The sequence below is a fragment of the Ornithinibacillus proteolyticus genome (assembly GCF_039581225.1).
Taxonomy (GTDB): Bacteria; Bacillota; Bacilli; order Bacillales; family Amphibacillaceae; genus Ornithinibacillus; species Ornithinibacillus massiliensis.
In genome coordinates, this window is the sequence record NZ_JBCPXV010000034.1 from 1 (window position 1) to 18,561 (window position 18,561).

General features: G+C 35.6%; 21 protein-coding genes, 1 pseudogene and 1 other annotated feature. Of the genes and pseudogenes, 7 read left to right on the top strand and 15 right to left on the bottom strand.

From position 1 onward, the window contains the following. The coding region (locus AAIB49_RS14540; protein ID WP_343458437.1) for an IS110 family RNA-guided transposase at positions 1-1,190 on the bottom strand (1,190 nt) is incomplete at its 3' end. Positions 1,191-1,348: 158 nt separating this feature from the next. Then, positions 1,349-1,575, bottom strand: a binding site (T-box leader). 155 nt (positions 1,576-1,730) lie between these two features. On the opposite strand from AAIB49_RS14540, the gene AAIB49_RS14545 reads away from it, so the two are divergent. After that, the gene (locus AAIB49_RS14545) at positions 1,731-3,002 is read left to right on the top strand and encodes an ATP-binding protein (protein ID WP_343458438.1); all 1,272 of its coding nucleotides are present in this window, start codon (positions 1,731-1,733) and stop codon (positions 3,000-3,002) included. A gap of 88 nt (positions 3,003-3,090) precedes the next feature. Beyond that, the gene (locus AAIB49_RS14550; protein WP_343458439.1) at positions 3,091-3,315 is read left to right on the top strand and encodes a hypothetical protein; all 225 of its coding nucleotides are present in this window, start codon (positions 3,091-3,093) and stop codon (positions 3,313-3,315) included. Here the strand turns inward: AAIB49_RS14550 and AAIB49_RS14555 are convergent. Next, positions 3,300-3,776 carry a hypothetical protein gene (locus tag AAIB49_RS14555; RefSeq protein ID WP_343458440.1) on the bottom strand — a complete coding sequence of 159 codons (477 nt, stop codon included), beginning with the start codon at positions 3,774-3,776 and terminating at the stop codon, positions 3,300-3,302. The two genes, AAIB49_RS14550 and AAIB49_RS14555, sit on opposite strands and share 16 nt — an antisense overlap. A gap of 307 nt (positions 3,777-4,083) precedes the next feature. Between AAIB49_RS14555 and AAIB49_RS14560 the strand changes: the two genes are divergently transcribed. Beyond that, the gene (locus AAIB49_RS14560) at positions 4,084-4,674 is read left to right on the top strand and encodes a cell wall hydrolase (protein WP_343458441.1); all 591 of its coding nucleotides are present in this window, start codon (positions 4,084-4,086) and stop codon (positions 4,672-4,674) included. A gap of 126 nt (positions 4,675-4,800) precedes the next feature. Here the strand turns inward: AAIB49_RS14560 and AAIB49_RS14565 are convergent, their stop codons facing one another. The 4 genes from AAIB49_RS14565 to AAIB49_RS14580 form a co-directional block, all read right to left on the bottom strand. Further along, positions 4,801-5,751 (bottom strand): sigma-70 family RNA polymerase sigma factor, encoded by a 951-nt coding sequence (locus AAIB49_RS14565; protein WP_343458442.1) that lies wholly within the window; start codon positions 5,749-5,751, stop codon positions 4,801-4,803. A 186-nt stretch (positions 5,752-5,937) separates the two neighbouring features. Further along, positions 5,938-6,249, bottom strand: a complete 312-nt coding sequence (locus tag AAIB49_RS14570) for a DMT family transporter (protein WP_211741657.1) — start codon at positions 6,247-6,249, stop codon at positions 5,938-5,940. Next, on the bottom strand, positions 6,249-6,590 hold the full coding sequence (locus AAIB49_RS14575; RefSeq protein WP_211741658.1) for a DMT family transporter: 342 nt from the start codon (positions 6,588-6,590) through the stop codon (positions 6,249-6,251). Before AAIB49_RS14575 ends, AAIB49_RS14570 begins: the two co-directional genes overlap by 1 nt. A gap of 140 nt (positions 6,591-6,730) precedes the next feature. Next, positions 6,731-7,321, bottom strand: coding sequence for a TetR/AcrR family transcriptional regulator (locus AAIB49_RS14580; protein WP_343458443.1), 591 nt, complete (start codon positions 7,319-7,321; stop codon positions 6,731-6,733). Positions 7,322-7,544: 223 nt separating this feature from the next. Between AAIB49_RS14580 and AAIB49_RS14585 the strand changes: the two genes are divergently transcribed. Continuing rightward, positions 7,545-8,012: a CBO0543 family protein gene (locus AAIB49_RS14585; protein WP_343458444.1), complete on the top strand. Its 468-nt coding sequence runs from the start codon at positions 7,545-7,547 to the stop codon at positions 8,010-8,012. Positions 8,013-8,215: 203 nt separating this feature from the next. Here the strand turns inward: AAIB49_RS14585 and AAIB49_RS14590 are convergent, their stop codons facing one another. Further along, positions 8,216-8,641, bottom strand: coding sequence for an OsmC family protein (locus tag AAIB49_RS14590; RefSeq protein WP_343458445.1), 426 nt, complete (start codon positions 8,639-8,641; stop codon positions 8,216-8,218). A 105-nt stretch (positions 8,642-8,746) separates the two neighbouring features. Between AAIB49_RS14590 and AAIB49_RS14595 the strand changes: the two genes are divergently transcribed. From AAIB49_RS14595 to helD, 3 genes are all read left to right on the top strand, one after another. Next, complete coding sequence (locus AAIB49_RS14595; protein WP_343458446.1) at positions 8,747-9,529, top strand: nucleotidyltransferase domain-containing protein; 783 nt, start codon at positions 8,747-8,749, stop codon at positions 9,527-9,529. 132 nt (positions 9,530-9,661) lie between these two features. Beyond that, complete coding sequence (locus tag AAIB49_RS14600; protein ID WP_343458447.1) at positions 9,662-10,039, top strand: SLAP domain-containing protein; 378 nt, start codon at positions 9,662-9,664, stop codon at positions 10,037-10,039. Between the two features lie 208 nt (positions 10,040-10,247). Continuing rightward, positions 10,248-12,521 carry an RNA polymerase recycling motor HelD gene (gene helD / locus AAIB49_RS14605; RefSeq protein WP_343458448.1) on the top strand — a complete coding sequence of 758 codons (2,274 nt, stop codon included), beginning with the start codon at positions 10,248-10,250 and terminating at the stop codon, positions 12,519-12,521. 47 nt (positions 12,522-12,568) lie between these two features. On the opposite strand, the gene AAIB49_RS14610 is transcribed toward helD, so the two are convergent. The 8 genes and pseudogenes from AAIB49_RS14610 to AAIB49_RS14645 all read right to left on the bottom strand — a co-directional run bounded on the left by AAIB49_RS14610 (position 12,569) and on the right by AAIB49_RS14645 (position 18,561). After that, complete coding sequence (locus AAIB49_RS14610) at positions 12,569-13,432, bottom strand: AraC family transcriptional regulator (protein WP_343458449.1); 864 nt, start codon at positions 13,430-13,432, stop codon at positions 12,569-12,571. Between the two features lie 71 nt (positions 13,433-13,503). Then, a complete protein-coding gene (locus tag AAIB49_RS14615) occupies positions 13,504-14,244 on the bottom strand; it encodes a YkgJ family cysteine cluster protein (protein WP_339215795.1) in 741 nt (246 codons plus the stop codon). Between the two features lie 76 nt (positions 14,245-14,320). Next, a pseudogene (locus AAIB49_RS14620) lies at positions 14,321-15,139 on the bottom strand (SDR family NAD(P)-dependent oxidoreductase). Between the two features lie 244 nt (positions 15,140-15,383). Further along, on the bottom strand, positions 15,384-16,040 hold the full coding sequence (locus AAIB49_RS14625; RefSeq protein WP_339215799.1) for a reverse transcriptase-like protein: 657 nt from the start codon (positions 16,038-16,040) through the stop codon (positions 15,384-15,386). A 116-nt stretch (positions 16,041-16,156) separates the two neighbouring features. After that, complete coding sequence (locus AAIB49_RS14630) at positions 16,157-17,329, bottom strand: hydroxymethylglutaryl-CoA synthase (RefSeq protein ID WP_339215800.1); 1,173 nt, start codon at positions 17,327-17,329, stop codon at positions 16,157-16,159. A gap of 129 nt (positions 17,330-17,458) precedes the next feature. Then, positions 17,459-17,632 carry a hypothetical protein gene (locus tag AAIB49_RS14635; protein WP_186870001.1) on the bottom strand — a complete coding sequence of 58 codons (174 nt, stop codon included), beginning with the start codon at positions 17,630-17,632 and terminating at the stop codon, positions 17,459-17,461. A 64-nt stretch (positions 17,633-17,696) separates the two neighbouring features. Next, the gene (locus AAIB49_RS14640; RefSeq protein WP_211741669.1) at positions 17,697-17,987 is read right to left on the bottom strand and encodes a HesB/YadR/YfhF family protein; all 291 of its coding nucleotides are present in this window, start codon (positions 17,985-17,987) and stop codon (positions 17,697-17,699) included. 172 nt (positions 17,988-18,159) lie between these two features. Continuing rightward, entirely contained in the window at positions 18,160-18,561 is a 402-nt protein-coding gene (locus AAIB49_RS14645) for a VOC family protein (RefSeq protein WP_211741670.1), read from the bottom strand.

The following is an 18,561-nucleotide window of genomic DNA, read 5'->3' on the forward strand; positions in this document are numbered from 1 at the left end:
CGTAATAACTTACAACACAAGGCAATGAGTGACTGTTGCTTTTTCAATGGTTTTTCAGACCGTGTTGTATAGTGTTGATGCAGGGCTTTAAACGTTGGATTATGGGCAACTAGCGGACGAATGGCTAAATATAGGGCTCTTCGCAAACGACTTCGTCCTCTCTTAGTTATCCGTGTTTGACCTTTAAACTTACCAGAACTGTGTTCTCGTAAAGATAGCCCTGCTAAATTGACTAATTGTTGAGGGTGTTTATATTTCGTAATATCCCCTACTTCAGCGAAGAATAGAGCCACGGTTGTGGATCCAAGCCCTGTAATATTCATCATTTGTTTAGCACCAGGTAAAGTCACGACAAGTGATTCTAACTCTTTGTCTAACTCCTCTAACTGTTGCTTATAAAGTTCATATTGATCGAGTAAACAGTCCAACTCGCGTCGGGCAAACTGAATACCAATTTGAATGCCGATACTCTTTTTTGCGACTTCTACTAGCTTTGTTGCTCTTTTAATTCCCACTCCTCGTTTAACGAAGGGCTTCCACTTCATCACCACATCTTCTGGTGACAATTCCTTGATTTGAGACGGAAATGGAAACAGTCGTAACGTACAGTAAGCTGCTTTTCCTTCCCAATCACCAAATACATCAAAGAATTCCGGAAAATAGCGTTGAATATGGTTTTGGATACGCCCTTCAGTGATCATCAGTTGGTTGATAAGTTGATCTCGTAATTTGACGCCTTCTCTTAATTCGGCATAAATGCCATCTAAGAGATTTGGTACAGAGTATCGCCCATCTTTAATCAACTGACCTATCACACGGGCATCTTTCGTATCATTTTTGGTAGGGGAATTATCATCAAGTTCTTTACTTTTCTTTACGTGCATAGGATTTACGACAACAAAATCGTATCCTTTCGCTACTAAAAAGTAAGCTAGACTAAACCAGTAATGGCCAGTAGGCTCGACACCCAGAATGACATAATTTTTGTCATTTTCCTTTCGAAGGTTCTCTGCCCAATTTACTAGTTTTTGAAAGCCATGCATTCTGTTTTCAAAGATCAAGCGTTTCCCGAATTCAACACCTCGGTCGTCTTGAGCACGAGCTACGTGTTTGTCTTTGGCAATATCAATGCCTACAATGAGTGTTGAAGGTGTGATTTGAGAGATTTTTTGATTTTGTGTATAATTCATTATTGAGTCCTCCTTGGTTACTTAAATTAAGGGTCCATTTTTGCTTCGAAGCTTTGGACACCTCGTATGATACCAAGAGGGCTCTTTTTGTTTCAATCCTCAAATTTCTTCATTACAGGAATGCTCCTATATAAAAAAGCCCTCGCCTCTTATGAATTTTAAGAGGCGAGAGCTATTATTATCCCGCGGTACCACTCCATTTGTTTTTAACATCATTAAAAACCACTCAAGTATTGTTAACGAGGTTCTCCCCCGGCCATCCCTACTATTATTTCAGGTAAGCATCTCCAAAGTCCGGTTCATTGTCTGTACAAGCACTAGGCTCCCACCAAACCCTAGCTCGCTAAGCCTCACAAACAACTACTCTCTTTTTCATCGATTTTCACTAATAATTGAAAACAGTATAACAGATTAAGCGAATCATTGTCACGAACATTTCGTCTATTGCAAAACTCGAAATTACCTTACTAATTTTGATAGTAATAATAATGGCGCTATAGTATAATTTTACCATAACTTAATGATAGAAAGGATTTGTCAATGAAAAAAATTAACACACTAATTCATTATTTAGATGAGCATAGTAAAGAAAATACGAATTATTTTACATACGCGAGTGTAATTAATAAGATAATCGATTATCTAACCTTACATAAAGGTGACGGTTTTATGCTTTATAATACGGATTCTGAGAGATTTGCCGATTCTAGTGATGTTATTCAAGAAATCCTCCATAACCATCCTAATGATATTGAAATCATTGCACATGTTTATGATTCTGTTGGATTATCTGACCTCGTTATGAAGGAAAGAGGCAAACATACAGTCAGGTACTCTACATTAAATAATATTTTTTACTTTTCACAGTTTGAAGTTGCATTTGTAACCATTCCAATCTACACATTCCATCATCAATATAATGAGAATTTAATATTTGCCAAAAGTGATGATCAAATTCTAGAATTTGTTTCTTATTTTGAAAATATGGAAAAGAATTATATGTTAAATGGAATTACGATTTATACCGATACAGAAGATGGCCTTATCCGTTCTAAGGAAAAAATTACACATCAAATTAATCGAGAGGATGTTTTATTAGAGGAGAGTCTTAAAGCCGATATATTCCGCTCCATTGATGAATTTTTCCTCAATAGTGGCCAATTCTATAAACAATATAACATACCTTATAAAAGAGGCATTTTATTATATGGTAGTCCAGGAAATGGGAAGACAACTCTAGTGAAGTCTATTGCTGGAAGTGTGTCAGCTCCAATCGTGTATTGGCAAATCACCGAATACACCTCGAGTTATTCCATAAGAGAAATTTTCTCTAAAGTGCTAAGGCTTGCACCTATGGTTCTCGTAATTGAGGATATTGATTCTATGCCAACTGAAGCTCGTTCGGTCTTTTTGAATACATTAGATGGAGCAACGACTAAGGAAGGTATATTTTTAATCGGAACCACTAACTACCCTGAAAAAATAGACCCTGCATTAATTAATCGTGCAGGACGGTTCGACCGGGCATATGAAATAAAGCAACCAGATGAGGTACTAAGAAGAGAGTACATTGTAAATAAAAAAGGAATTGGCGAATTTCTTACTAATTCCGCTATCGAAGAATTAGTACAAAAGACAAAAGGTCTGTCCATTTCACAATTGAATGAAATTTATATGTCGATTGCCTTAGAATCGCATTATAATAAACATGTAAACATTGATAAAATAATCAATGATTTACAAGAAAATACTAGAAAAGCACAAAAACAAGATTGGATATCAGAACCAAGCACAGGCCGAGTTGGTTTTTAGTAGGAAGGATAAAAGCTTCCTACTTTTTTATTTCTTATTTGTATTATTTCCTATATAATTTACTTACTACTATATTAGGAGTGATAACATGGGTAAGTCAAAAGCATTAAAAAAACGCGAAAAACAAATTCGCGAAGGAAGACTCAATCCTGAAATTAACCGCAGCCCTTTTGTGCATCTAGATTTAAGAACAAGAAAAACAAAGACAAAAAAAGACTACTTATACCGCACCAAACACAAGAACCGAAATCCAAAGCAATGGGAAAACGGTTCTTTTTATTTTGTTTTAAGTACTTTTTATAGAAGGATATGAATCCATATAAGGAAAAAAAGAACCATGCCTGTATATAAGTGAAAAAATCTAAGTTGAATAGTTGGTTTAAACAAGCGTAACCATCCAGTTAAAACTTGAATAGCCAAGATAGCCAATGCGATCAAACCGACAACCATTTTAGTATGCTGTAAGGAAAATCCGTAACGAGAAATAACCAAGAAGGCGTGGATTGATAACAGACCAAATGCAATATTTCCTGTCCATCGATGAATTGTGACGACTCGTTTAGAAATATTCGCTAGCCATATTTTTGTCCTTCTACTTTGGACATTTCGAATCGTTTGAAATACAGCATGTCTTGTCCAATTATAGAGAATAAGAATAGCCCCTATTATTCCGAACCAAATATGTATCCCTATATTAGGGTATGAATAGTGGCCAAGTACCTTCCATACCACCACCATTAAAAATATGCTATTTACTAGAAACCATTTACTCACGATATATTTTCCTTCCTTAGAAAAAACTCATAGACCTCTATTAGCATAGCAAACTTTGTCCCCACCTTGCATAACTAACGAACGTCGTCATCATTTTGAAACAACTGTAATGTTCCTCCCTTCTATTGGTAAACATACCACTTTCTAGAAACATTACACATTAGGTAAATAATCCCACTAGTGTCGCAATACCTTTTCCCTTCTAACTTTAACCATCCATAAATACGATTACCATTTTTTACTACTGATAAATAATGTTACATCTAGTAATCTCGTAGATAGCCAATACAACTAGGAGGTTCACATGATGAATAAACTAAAAAAACTTCTAATTACAGCGACTTTATCGCTTTCTATAATAGCAGTTCCTACACTAGCTGGTGCTGCTCCTTACACGGTACAAAAAGGAGACTCCTTTTGGTCTATTGCCCAAAAATATGGTACCACTGTAGCCAATCTGCAAATAGCAAACAATCAATCTGGTAATCCATTATTCATTGGCGACACCATCCAAGTCCCGGCTACAATATCTCAAGCTGACAAAGAACTGATGGCCAAGCTAGTTCATGCAGAGGCAAAGGGTGAGCCATATGCAGGAAAAGTAGCCGTAGCAACTGTTATTTTGAACCGTGTTGACCATCAAGAATTTCCAAACTCAATAAGAGAAGTAATTTATGAGCGCTCTGCTGGCGGACATTATGCATTTACCCCTGTTCAAAACGGTCAGATTAACACAAGCTACACATCAGAAGACATGAAAGCAGTAAATGAAGCTATTGCATTCCGTGGACAAGGTAATGGTTCCATTTATTTTTACAACCCTAAAACATCTACCAGTAATTGGATTACAACCCGCGAAACTACGATTACGATAGGTAACCACCGTTTTGCAAAATAAACAAAATCAGGTATTCTGTGATTTCTTTCTTCACAAATACCTGATTTTATTATACTGACAAGCCACTACTATATTTCCATCTAGATCCTTCCATACAACGTAATGACCACGTGCCCTATCCGTTAGCTATTTTTTATCCCATCCAATTGGGAACTTTTCTAATTGTGGTTTCATACCGAGCTCCTTTGCTGCTGCCACAATAAATTCTTTTCTGAAATAATAACTACGATGATAAACAATCGTATCATTTTCTATTTCATGATATTGAATGTCATGAATAAAGGGCCCACTATCATCCTCTACAATCTTTACAATAACCCGTTTTCCCCATAACCAATGCTCCTCTGCTCTGTATGGTGGTAAACCATGTAGCATCGAACCTTTTCGCATCGTATCCTTATTAAACTCTTGAAACCCTAAGGATGCTTCGTGATGCAAATCATCACTTACTAAGTTAAACATTGCTTCTAAGTCACCGTTATTTAAGGCGTTAATATAAGCGCTAATAACTGGATTGTGTTTTATAACTTGATTTTTATTCTTTTCCTCTCCTTTTGCCGAAAAATCTTCCTTCCCTATTCTAGCTTCCATTCTTCTAATAGCGGAGTATATAGCACCCTTTGTTGTCTTGACAATACTAGCAACTTCTTCCGCTTTAAATTGAAATACTTTTACAAGTAAAAATACCGCAACCTGTCTAGGAGTAAATAAGTTTACTAAATAATGTAACGCGGCCTCTATCTCTAGATTATCCGAAAATTCTTCGCTTGGATCTGCTACATCCTCCAATGTCCCGACAATCCGCTTTTCTCTACGACATTGATCTATCCACGTATTAGTTGCTATCCTAAATAAATAGGATTTAGGATTTTCTGGATGCCACACCTGATAAAATCCACCAAATGCTTTAATCAATGTCTCCTGAAATAAATCCTCTCCATCCCAAGGAGAGCCTGTTATATACCGGCAATAATTCCATAAATCCTCCCGAAAGCTAATAATAAGTTCACTAAATTCCTCTCTTAATTCTCTTGATTTTTTCGTAAATTGTAATGTTCGTTCTTCTATTGAAGACATCTCATCCCCCCTATTTATTATTTCAACGAATAACAAGCAAAAAATTATACTAGGCGAACCAAAAAAAATTTACATACTTATAAAATAGTTCAATAGTCTCCCATACAATTAGGATGATACTGCAAAAAAGATGCCTGTCACATCTCATATTCATGCTGAACATGGGATATGACAGGCATCCTTTTTCTAAACGACCTTTAAGCCCGTAACACCGATGATAATCGCCAGTAAGCTTACGATTCGTATCAAGCTTTTAGATTCGCCAAAGAAAAGCATATTCATTAAAACGACGCCACCCGTTCCAACACCAGTCCAAGTTGCATAAGCAATACTGGTAGGAAGATAATTAAAAGAAGCATAAATGAATGCGAAAGAGAGACCAAGACCACCTGCATAAAGAACTGCATTAGCGACATTTCTTTTTTGACTGAATCGATTTAATCCCCAAACACCAATTAACTCATTCACTGCAGCTAATATAATATATATCCAACCCATTATTCTAGCACTCCCTTCGTATCGTTTTTATCATCCGATAATTTTAAGCCTATGACCCCTGCAATAATGAGTAGAATAAAGAAGACTTTAGATAAACTAATCTGTTCCTCAAAGATGAAAATGTCCATCAAAAATGTTCCAACCGTCCCAAATCCTGCAAAAATTGCATAAACCGTACCTGTGGGTAGTCCCTCACAAGCTTTTGCCAAAAAGTGTAAATCTAATAATATAAATGCAACAATCAATGTCCAATGCCACCAAGTGGATGCCGTATTAAACCCATAAATCCAAACCAACTCAGCTAAGCTCGTTAATCCAACATAAATCCAAGATTTATTCATTTTAACACTCTCCATCATCCCGTGACTGACATTCAGTCATTTTTCTTTAAAAGAAAATTTCCTTCATAAAAGGAAATAATCTATAAGCTTTCCATAAAACCATCAACTAGCATCATACTTCATTGGCGTCATGTTGGCATTTAATTGTTCTGTTCAACCTTTACTCCTAGACCATACATAGAAAACTCCCACACTTCTTTTTTCTTAATTGCTTCCATATCCTTATCCCCATGAGAATAAAGAAATGTTTGCTCAGCAGCAGATTCGATAAGATCGATAAGTAATACCGCCGTTTGGTCCGGATCTAAATTTTGACGTAAGATTCCTGCCTCTTTTGCTTCTCCAAGAAATCTACTCATCCAGGAATAGTACTGTGAATATAGTGCTTCCCACTCTTGTAGATAGTCCGTCGAAGCTAAACCAGCATATACGAGTGCGAATATTTGTCGATATTCTTTCGTAACAGAAAAGGCAACATCAATTACATCTTTCATTTGCTCAGAGAAAGGATCATTTTTATTTACCTTTTTAATAATTTCACTCAGCGTTTTTTCCACCATAACTTCTGCAATAGATGGGACAACAGATAATTTGGAAGAAAAATAAATGTAGAAAGTACCTTGGGCAATACCGGCTTTTTTAACAATATCGGATACTTTGGTTTTTTCTAATCCTTTTTCTGTAAAAACGTCCATTGCTGCATGTATAATTCGCTCTTTCTTATTATCCATTGACTTCCTCCACGAAAATGACTGATTGTCATTCATTATACAGTAATTTTCAAAAAAGTCAATACGAGTAGCGTGTAAAGGGCGATTTTTCGTTTGACAAACTTTTTAAATCGGAATGTGTTGTTTGACATTTCCGTTACAGTCATTAACTATTATATGGATATAAGTATAAATATGCTCTATCGAATCACAATAACATTAACTTCAACTAAGGAGTTCAAACATGGTATTTATCATTACTTCTATCATTATTGCACTAGGAATATTCATTCTCATGCCTAAAAAAATATCCTATATCGAAATGTATACGGCATCATTGTTTTCTATCGTTTTTCAGTTATTAACTGATATCCTGTTGGAATTCAACTATAACTTATATGGTTATTTTAATGAGGGGGTAGAATATCGTACATTATGGATTGTTTTTGGTATATATCCTTTATTTACGATAATATTCCTTAGTTACTTTCCATATGATAAACGGAAAAGCGTACAAGTAGGTTATATCGTAGCATGGACGATTTTTGCACTTGTATACGAATATATAAGTGTACAAGTAGGAGCGTTTTATTATAATTCATGGAAGCTCCTGTATTCTGCGCTAACTTATCCTATTGTATATTTGGTTATCTATTATAATTTTATCATTATTCGTAAATTATTACTGTTGTATAAGGAGAAAAACGTATAAATGCTAAAGGCTCCGGATGTAGGTTAGATTTCTCGCTTTAGGATAGTATTGGACACGCTCACGGAATCCACTAGCTAACTAAAACTAATCATCGTCCTCGATCCTGTTACACGGCGAACCACACCAAATATATCCGGAGCACCTTAGAATGATATTCTTACTAGTACAGATGAGTCATTGCTTGGAACACCCAACCAACGAATTTATATACTTTTCTCTCCCTGTACACCATTAATAGAATAACTAACCGTAATTTCTGCACTTAAGGAATGAGACACCGAACAATATTTATCTTTTGATAATTCGATTGCTCTAATTACTTTATCCTCAGGGAGATCACCTTCCAGTGAATAGTGAATATTTACTTTAGTAAATTTTTTCGGATGCTCCTCTGCACGGTCTCCCGTAACATTCATTTGAAAGGATGTTGGATTTAATCGCATTTTATTCAAAATAGAAATAATATCAATTCCGGTACACCCGGCAACAGCGCTTAATAATAATTCGGTTGGCCTTGGACCTTTATTTTCTCCACCAACCGTTTCTGCAGCATCCATTTGAATCTCGTGACCAGATGGAGCAAAGCCTGTAAAGGACATTTTATCATTCCATTTAATGTTCATTTCCATAGTAAACCCTCCATTAATTAAAATACCTTCTAACTTAGTTTGCCTAGTTTATACTATATTTACAACCATTTTGATTGTACCAATTTCTCAGATGGAGGATTAACCATGGAAGAAAAAATATGGTCACTACTGAAACAGCTAGAAGAAGAGCACCAAATAAAAACCATCTATGCATGCGAAGGAGGAAGTCGTGCATGGGGAATAGAGTCAGATATGAGTGATTATGATGTCCGCTTTATATACGTCCATCCAACCAACTACTACTTAAGTATTGACCCAATTGGAATTGGAAAGAAACGTGATGTCATGGAGGAAAAAGTACATAATATAGAATTGAGTGGTTGGGAACTTACAAAGGCATTAAGACTGATTCGCAAATCAAACCCTACTCTCTACGAATGGATATATTCCCCAATTCGTTATGTTCAATTTTATCCCACCATTAATCGTATTAGAGATATTTTACCTTTAGCTTTTAATCCAAAATCTTGTATTCTACATTACGTTAATATGGCAAGAAAAAATTATTCTAAAGCAAACAAAGAAACCGAAGTGAATGTAAAGAACCTTTTGAATATAGTACGCCCCATACTTGCCATAAAATGGATAGAAACGTATCAAGACTTCCCTCCTGTTAACTTTCAACAACTAGTTGATGAGTTCATTATAGAGGATGATATAAAATTCCCGATTCAGACATTAATAAACAGTAAAAGGCAAGGCAATTTAGATGAAACGTTGCAAACTACGGCTATCCTACAATTCACACAAAATGAAATGAGCCGAATAGAATCAACAAAAGCATCTTTAAATGTTAATCGTATTGATGTAACCGAGCGATTAAACCAAATTTTCCGAGATACATTAAACGAACTGGAATATATATAATATTGTTCAGTATGAAAGCTAAACTACTTTCTTCTTTTCAAACTTCATCCTTTTCTATTAAGATAAATGAATAAGGTTATGATCAAGCAAATTACCCTGGATGAATATACCGATAAAAAGGAGAATAAATAGATGCAGACACTTCAATATGAGTCAGCGTGGAACAAAACAATTTCTCAACAGGACAGAACCTTAGTTGAGGAAACCTTTAAAAAAGCAGCATTGACAGCCGATCCAATTCAGTTTACACCATTAAGAATTGATTGGAATTATAAAAGAGAATTACTTGTCATCGTAATTGTGCATAATACTACAGAATCCGATTATACCTTTAATCAAGAAAAGCTATCCCTAAAGCTACAAGATAGAACATTAGGGGAGCATACGTTTACTACATCTAATTTGCTAGTGAAAGCTAAAACCAGTATGCCATGGACATTTATATTTCCCGTCGGTAGTTATCAAGAAAACAGTAACATTAAGGACGGAAGATTAGAAATAACTCGGTAAAAACAAAAACGCTTTTTCCTAATGAAAGGAAAGAATAGGAATCCAGTCCTTCCATTAGGAAAAAGCGTTGATTACGTAATACACATATGCTATACTAAAAAAGTGTCTAATTTTCCATATTTAGTTAAATTTATATCCAATTATATTATAACATCACAATTATGGAAAGTCAACAAAAATAGAAAAGATAAGAAATGGGGTTGATGGAATGAGTCACGACGCAGAAAAACAGAAAGAACAAAATCGGGTAGATATGGTCGTTCAAGAAATCAACATCAAGGAAGAAAAGTTATTTTCCAAAGCAGGTGGTCTTAAAGAAAGCATCGTTGATTTACGGAAGAACTTCTGGGAAGATGTAACCGTGAATTTAGATGAGCCGGACGATGTAATTGAAACGCAAGCTAGTTTAAAACAACAAGCAGAGTTGTTAGCTGAACGAGAAAGATCCCATGGCTCTATCGATAAAGAACGTAAGACGTTAAGATTACTCAAAGAATCCCCATACTTTGGACGAATTGATTTCTCTGAAAAGCCAGGAGGTGAAAAGGAGAAAATATATATCGGCATCGCTTCCCTCATGGATCGAAATGATGAAGAGTTCCTTATTTACGATTGGCGTGCCCCTATTTCTAGTCTATATTATGATTTCTCACCTGGTGCAGCTTATTATGAGACAATGGATGAAACGATTGAAGGGGAAATATCGTTAAAGCGGCAATTCATCATAAGGCAGAGTAAGATAAAAGGAATGTTTGATACAGGGGTAACAATTGGGGATAGCTTACTTCAAGCAGCTTTAGGCAACAACGCAAGTACGACAATGAAAAGCATCGTTGCTACAATCCAAAGAGAACAAAATAAAATCATTCGGAATGAACATAGTAAATTACTAATTGTCCAAGGTGTAGCAGGAAGCGGAAAAACTTCGGCTGTCCTACAGCGTATTGCTTACTTATTATATCGATTTAGGGGCAGTCTTAATAGCGAGAACCTATTATTATTTTCACCAAACCCTCTCTTCTCAAGTTACATTGCCAATGTATTACCAGAATTAGGTGAGACTAATATTAGTCAGACTACTTTTTATGACTTTTTACGTGACGGTATCGAAAAAGATATTACGATTGAATCGCCTTTTGAACAAATGGAATGTATGCTAACGGATAACGATACGAAAGAATTAGCCATCAGGAAGGTCAACATGAAACTCAAGTCGAGTATCGAATATAAGACAATCATAGATGAATATCTTTCTTCCCTAACATCCAAGGGGATTCAATTCCGGAATATAACTTTTCGTGGTGACATTTTAATCTCTAAAGAGTCTATTGCAGACTACTTTTATTCACTAGATGAATCGATATCCATTCCGAATAAAATGGAACTAGTAGCTAAATGGCTCCTTCAAGAGATCAAAATTCATCAACAGAAAGAAAAATCGAAGGATTGGGTATTAGAACAAATTGAGTTACTGGATAAAGAAGAATACCTACAAGCTTACTATGAAAATCAGCGCGTTGATGAGGATGATCCTAGTATAGAAGAGGATATATTACGAGCTATTGTTGTGAAGAAGCAATTTGCAGGAGTGAAAAAACAAATTAAAAAGTATGCTTTTGTTAATACACTAACAACATACCAGCAGCTGTTTATGAATTGGACAACAAGCTCTCTCCCAAATAATTGGGACAAAATAAAGCAATTAACAATGCAACACCTAACGAATAAACATTTAACGTGGGAGGATGCTACACCATATCGTTATTTCCGAGGAAAACTGTTAGGAGATAAGGAAAATAGGGCAATCCGTCACTTATTTATCGACGAGGCACAAGATTACTCCGCTTTCCAGTTTACGTACATGAAAGAAATTTTCCCATATACGAGAATGACCCTGTTAGGAGATATTAATCAAGCTATATACACATATGCTTCAACAGAAAATCCTTTAGTTCCAGAGTATATCTCTGAAAATCATGAACGGATCGTTCTTACGAAAAGCTATCGTTCCACTAAGCAAATTGTTGAGTTCACGAAAAAATTCGCTCCTGGTGGTGATATGATTGAGCCATTTGAAAGAGATGGTGAACCACCTCAGATCATAGAAAATCAAGGTGATGTATCAACAACTTTGAAACAACTCATACAAGACTTGAAGGCAAAGGACTACGAGACTATTGCTGTCATCTGTAAAACGTTAGAAGAAAGTAATGAATTATATGAGATGTTAAAGGATAAAGTCTCACTGAAACAAATTAAAGAAGATACGTATTCGTTTGAAAAAGGTATCGTAGTAGTACCGGTTTATTTAGCAAAAGGAATAGAATTTGATGCGGTAATTATTCCGGATGCTTCAAAAGAGCATTATGACCAGGAATCGGATAGAACACTGTTTTACACTGCTTGCACTAGAGCAATGCATTCGTTAACCCTTTTAACAAAGGGAACACCATGTATCTTCTTACAAGAAGCATTAAATTAAACAAGGAGTATGTCACCAAACTTTACTTGGTGACATACTCCTTTCATTTATTTCTTTTTAATCGGAATCCATATTTCACTATAATACTTGTCTGAGGATGGGTCGCCATTACTTAGATAAACTTCCATCTCCGGTCCACCGGAATGTTCATATCCTGTTGAAGGGAACCATTCTGAAAATATTCTTTGCCAAACTTTTGGCATCGCATCTGGCATTGCACCATGAACGGGGAATACTGCCCAAGTTGCACTTGAAATCTCTCTTTCTATCCAATCAGTTGGAACCACCTCCATATTCTTTTCAGTGGCTATCAAGTAGGTCATGTTTTCCAATTGATGGTCGAAGTCGAGACAAATGCCTAACAAACCTAACTCTCCACAGTTTTTTGCAAGCTCCTCGGAAAATCCATTTAAATTTGATTCTTCCCAAAATGCAGCAATAGCACGATGATTTTCTCCTTCGATTGTCGTTGTATTAATGCTTTTTCCCACTACCGTAAATAGCTCTTTTTCAACAATCCTATACTCCATCTCGACATCTCCCTTTATCTGAATATGGAAAGAAAGCTTAGGATAGGCCTTTAAAGAATGGCTATTTTTCTTAGCCATAGAGGGACTAATGCCATGTATACCTCGGAATGCTTTTGTAAAAGCTTCAGGACTTTCATACCCGTACTTCAAAGCAATATCAATCACTCTAGCATTAGAGTTTATAAGCTCTTGAGCAGCTTTCGTAATACGTCTATTTCGAATATACTCACTTACAGTAAATCCAGTCAGCATTGTAAACATGCGCTGAAAATGAAACTTGGACATAAAAGCTATCCTTGCGATATCTTCTATGACTAGTTCAGCTTCAAGATTATCCTCTATATACGCAATACTTTCAACCATTCTTTGTAGCCTCTCCATAATCCCTACTCCCTTCCCTACTAGTAGTCTACCAGCTTGGAATAGTTGCTTTCCTGTCTATCCATGCTCACTTAAGACAGATTGATAAGATCCTTCATCCAATTCGTCAAGTAATCATCCTTATATACATCATCTGGATACTGAACAAAGCCTGTATCTCCTTCTTCATACAGGAACTGAAGGAATTCATTTAAGGCCCCCATGTATTCGGAGTAGAGGAATTCAAAACTAATAGTTTCTTTCGGCATAAGATTTGTTTCACATACAGTAGGGTTAGTATAATTCATATATGTCCGACAAGGAATCGGTCTAATTTCATATGCTATACATTGATTAGTTTCCGTATCCAACATTGGACATGGTGTATTTGATTTACGATACTTCAATTTAAAATCAGGATCATTCGCAAAATCAAGCTTATTATTTTCACTTAGTTGATCCCCATATTTATCATAATAATGGATGAGATGATCGCGAATTGCATTTTTTCGCTCTGCTGGAAAATTCTCTATTGCCCGTTTCATAAATTTGGCTTCCATTTCATTAATAATAATTGGGAAATAACAACAAAATGAACAGCCTAATCGACATGTAGGGGCTAATCCAACATGCTCCTCCATATTAGTAATCTCGGAACTTACAACATCTAGTAATTCAGTAAAACTACATAGAAGCTTTTGTTCTAATTGAACGTCTTTTTCTGCCCATTTCTCCACAATAGAATAAAACTTTTCTTCATCTATTTCATATTCATTTGTTAACTGATTACATTTTTCTTGAATTTCTTCAAGAGCTAAATATTGATTTGTCATAGCTAATCTCCCGTAAATTTCTACCATACACTACCTTAAACCATTCTCCATTACTATCCGTTATTTGTAAACAGTTTTATTCTGTGGCTTTAGCCTTCCTACTCACTTTACATACAGCATCCATTAGCCTATTGTGTAATGGTGGGAAAATCGTAAAAATGATATCCATTGTCTTCCGAAGTGGCATTGGACAGACGATTGGCTTATTTTTATGAACTCCCTTCAATGTGATCTTCGCCAACTTATTCGGTGACATCAATTTCTACTTATCTAACTGTTTCTTTATGATAGATTTATTAATATTAAAGGATTTAGCTTTATCGAAGATTGGGGTATCGACAAAGGTAGGACAAAGCGTAGTAACGTTAACACCAAATTCTTTTGCTTCATAATGGAGGGATGTAGTAAGTCCTACAATAGCATGTTTTGTAGTAGCATAAGCGGATGAAATTGGGGATGGGCCAAGCCCTGCAGCAGAAGCAGTATTAACAAGATAGCCGAATCCTTGCTTTTTCATAATAGAATAGCCAATCTGTGTTCCATATACCACCCCCCACACATTAATACCTATGATATCTTCCCAATCGGTAATAGACATTTCATCTAGTTCACCGTACATTGCAATACCTGCATTATTAAATAAATAATCTAACCTTCCAAATTCTGTATATACTGCATGAATACATTCATGATCACTGGAATAGCTGGTTACATCAACCTTTACAAATCTGGATTGATTCCTATCCTTGTTCAGTTCCTTTTCTAATTTTTCGCCTTCCACTTCATTAATATCTACGATAATCACATACACATCATTTTCTACTAGTTCCATACAAATTGCCTTTCCTATTCCTGATGCACCACCCGTAACAATAGCAACCTTATTTGAGCTCATGACGACCCCTCCATTTTTTATTTATCCCCTCCGATTTTAAGCGCTTACATTTTTAAGGTTAATCATGATTCACTTGATTAGTTTACGAATGGGATCTTTCCATTTTATTATATTATAATATAATGTTCGGAAAATGAACTATCATCCTGATAACATTCATTGTTTTGTCACTTTTAAAACAATTCGAACAATAAACCTAATCTGGATGCTTATTTATCCATACAAGTCCTGCTAATGGAATAGGCTATGTCCGTTCACTGTTGCTTGCTATTTCAATGCCATTCATTGCTTGCGTGGCTAAATGGTCTGCTTCACGGTTCTTTTTTCTTGGAACTAGCTGGTAGTCAGGTGTTATTCCCAATTGTTCTAGCTTTTTCTCGATTCTTTCTATCCAGCGTAATAATTCTTCCTCATAGCACGGCCATTCATCTTTTAATTGATTCATAACACCTTGTGAATCTCCTGTAAATGTTACTGGTAAGTGATGAACACCAAGCAACTCTAATTCTCCAATTGCAAAATGAAGCGAGGCATATTCTGCTTCACCATTTGTATTCAACTCTTCTACTAAAGCATTTTTTCTAATACGATATTGCTTCCCGTCTTGTTCATAATAGATGACACAACCTAAGCCAGATTTTTTAGTTTTCAAATCAAATCCACCATCAAAAAAGACCACCACGTTATGTGGTTCAGAATCAATACGCTCTACATATTTCTGCAATTCTTTATACATCCATGTCGTATCATAATTATCATAAAAGGTCAGCTTCTTTACTCGACCTGTTTTTTCAAGATCCTTTGCTAGTAAGAGCGTTTTTTCAGGACTCATTTCATCCGAGTAAAAGCAAGTCTCTGTTCCCGTTGGCGTTATATATATCATTTCCATTTTGATTCTCATGAAAAAAATCATCCTCTTTATAATTTGAATAATTATATTTTCCACTGAAACAAATACATCATACCATTTCGCAAAATATAAAAGAACTCCAGGCATTGCTAGAGTTCTTTTTCATTTTAACTATTTTTATTTACATACTGTCTTTTATTATCAACCGTTCCACTCAACACGATACTTGCAGGATCCTGTTCAATATTTAATTCGATATCTGATCCATCTCGTGGTAATGTTTCCTCAAATATAACCTCATACTCCTCAACTGTAACTTCTTTACGTGTATCGAATAATCGTTGATGGCTTTCAATGTGAAGATGCTCTCGATAATTTGGTTGAAGAACACCAGTGAAAAATTCCCCTACTGCACCTGAACCATAGCTAAACATCCCAATCCGTACGCCTTCTTTTAAGTCATCCTTATTCTCCAGTAAAGAAAGTAAACTTAAATATAATGATCCAGTATAAATGTTTCCAACATTACGATTATACTGTGTGCTTATTTGGTAGTTTTCTAATAAACGTTCTCTCACTTCTTCAGGTGCTTCATCGATAACAGTTCTTAACGCCTTTAAGCCCATTTTTGTATATGGTAAGTGATAGCAAATAGCTTCCATATCAGAAAGATCCAAACCTGATTTAGATTTAAACGCTTCCCATACTTTATTAAAGAACAAAATATACTGTTCATTGGAGAATTTCCCATCTACAAAAGCCTTATCTGAATAAATCGGTCTCCAGAAATCCATAATATCATTTGTTAAATACACATTATGATTCTCAAGTTCCATAATACGAGGGTTAGCACTAATAATCATCGCTACGGCGCCAGCACCTTGTGTGGATTCTCCTGACGAATTTAAACCATATCTCGCTATATCAGAACCTAATACTAACACTTTACTTTCCGGATTTAAGGCAATGTGCCCTTTGGCCATTTGAATCCCAGCAGTAGCTCCATAACAAGCCTGCTTCACTTCTACTGCACGTGCATGAGGTTGTAGCCCTAATAACTGGTGGACATATACTGCACCAGATTTAGAATGATCAATACCTGACTCAGATCCAAAAATAACAAAGTCTATTTTCTCTCTATCTTCATCGTCTATTATTTCAAGTGCTGCATTTGCAGCTAATGTAACAGAATCTTGAGTAATTGGCGCTACAGCCATTTGACTTTGTCCAATTCCAACCGTAAACTTAGCTGGCTCTATGTTTCTTGCTTCAGCTAATTTCTCCATATCTACATAAATATGTGGTGCGTAAAAACCAATTTTGTCTATACCAATTTTCATGTTTTTTTCTCCTTTGAAACAGTTTCTCTTCCCCCATTATATCTGTTTGTGAATAATCACACAAATATAATTTCTGAAATTAGTAATGGAGCTTGTCCGGGTAACATTGGAACAAGCTCCATTTGGAAACTAGCCATTATCTCTTTTACGTTTGTTTTTCTTCCCATCTAGAGTTAAGAATTCACTATCACTAGCTATTTCGACATCCTGTTTTCCGTTTCGTTCTGGTTCCGTATTATATTTAATACCATGGTTCTTCTGTCTACCTGTATCTCGGTTTTTATTCTTATTTTCTTCTGACATCCTAATCCTCCTCAAAATATGGTCAAGAATTATTATGTCCATGAAAGATTAACTTATTTCTTGTCTACCTTGCTGTGAATTGATATTCTACTTCATCTTCGCCCATGACTACCTTCATATCAAATTCATCTAAAAACCAGGCATCTTTCTCACCGAAATAGAAGGTAATCCCAGTTACCTCTTGCTTCGCTGCTATTTCGCCATCTAATCCAACCGATATTCCTAGAAAGTAATTAGGATGTTCCGTTTTAATACCACCGTAGATTTTAAGGAAAAACTGAACATAATCACCTTCTTCTAAGCCCATTTCGTCTATATACCATTTCGCTGCATCTTCTGTTACTTGTAACCCCATTGGTACACCTCAATCCTTATATTTCTTACAATTCTTATTCTACTATAGCTTAACTCAAAATATGGAGTATATGACTTGGTCGATATGAAAATAACATGACAATTTGTCTGTAAGCTTATCTTACCGTATAGAAAAACCTCCCCAAATACGTATAGAGAGGTCTGGATATCTATTATTTTTTATAACTCGGACTAAGTTCACTCCATACATCAAATATATTATCATCTTGATCAAAAAACACAAAGTTATTTCCTGGGTGTCCTCGGTCCTCTATTTCTCCAACTTTTACTCCATTTGCTTTTAAGAAGGCATGAAACGCGTTTAATTGTTCCAGTCCATCTACTTCAAAGGTTAAAGAGAAATGCTCTCTCCCATTCCAATCCTGAAACCCAACCTTTTCCCCTTTTATAGATTTCACAAGGAAAAAACTTTGATTTGCAAAGTCTAATATTGACTTATTTTCATCACAATAGTTTTCTTTTGCACCAAGTTTAGCTTGATACCATTTTGAAGCCTGTTCTGGATCCCGGACTGGTATATATGTTGTTCCAACTCGTTTAATAAAATGATCCAT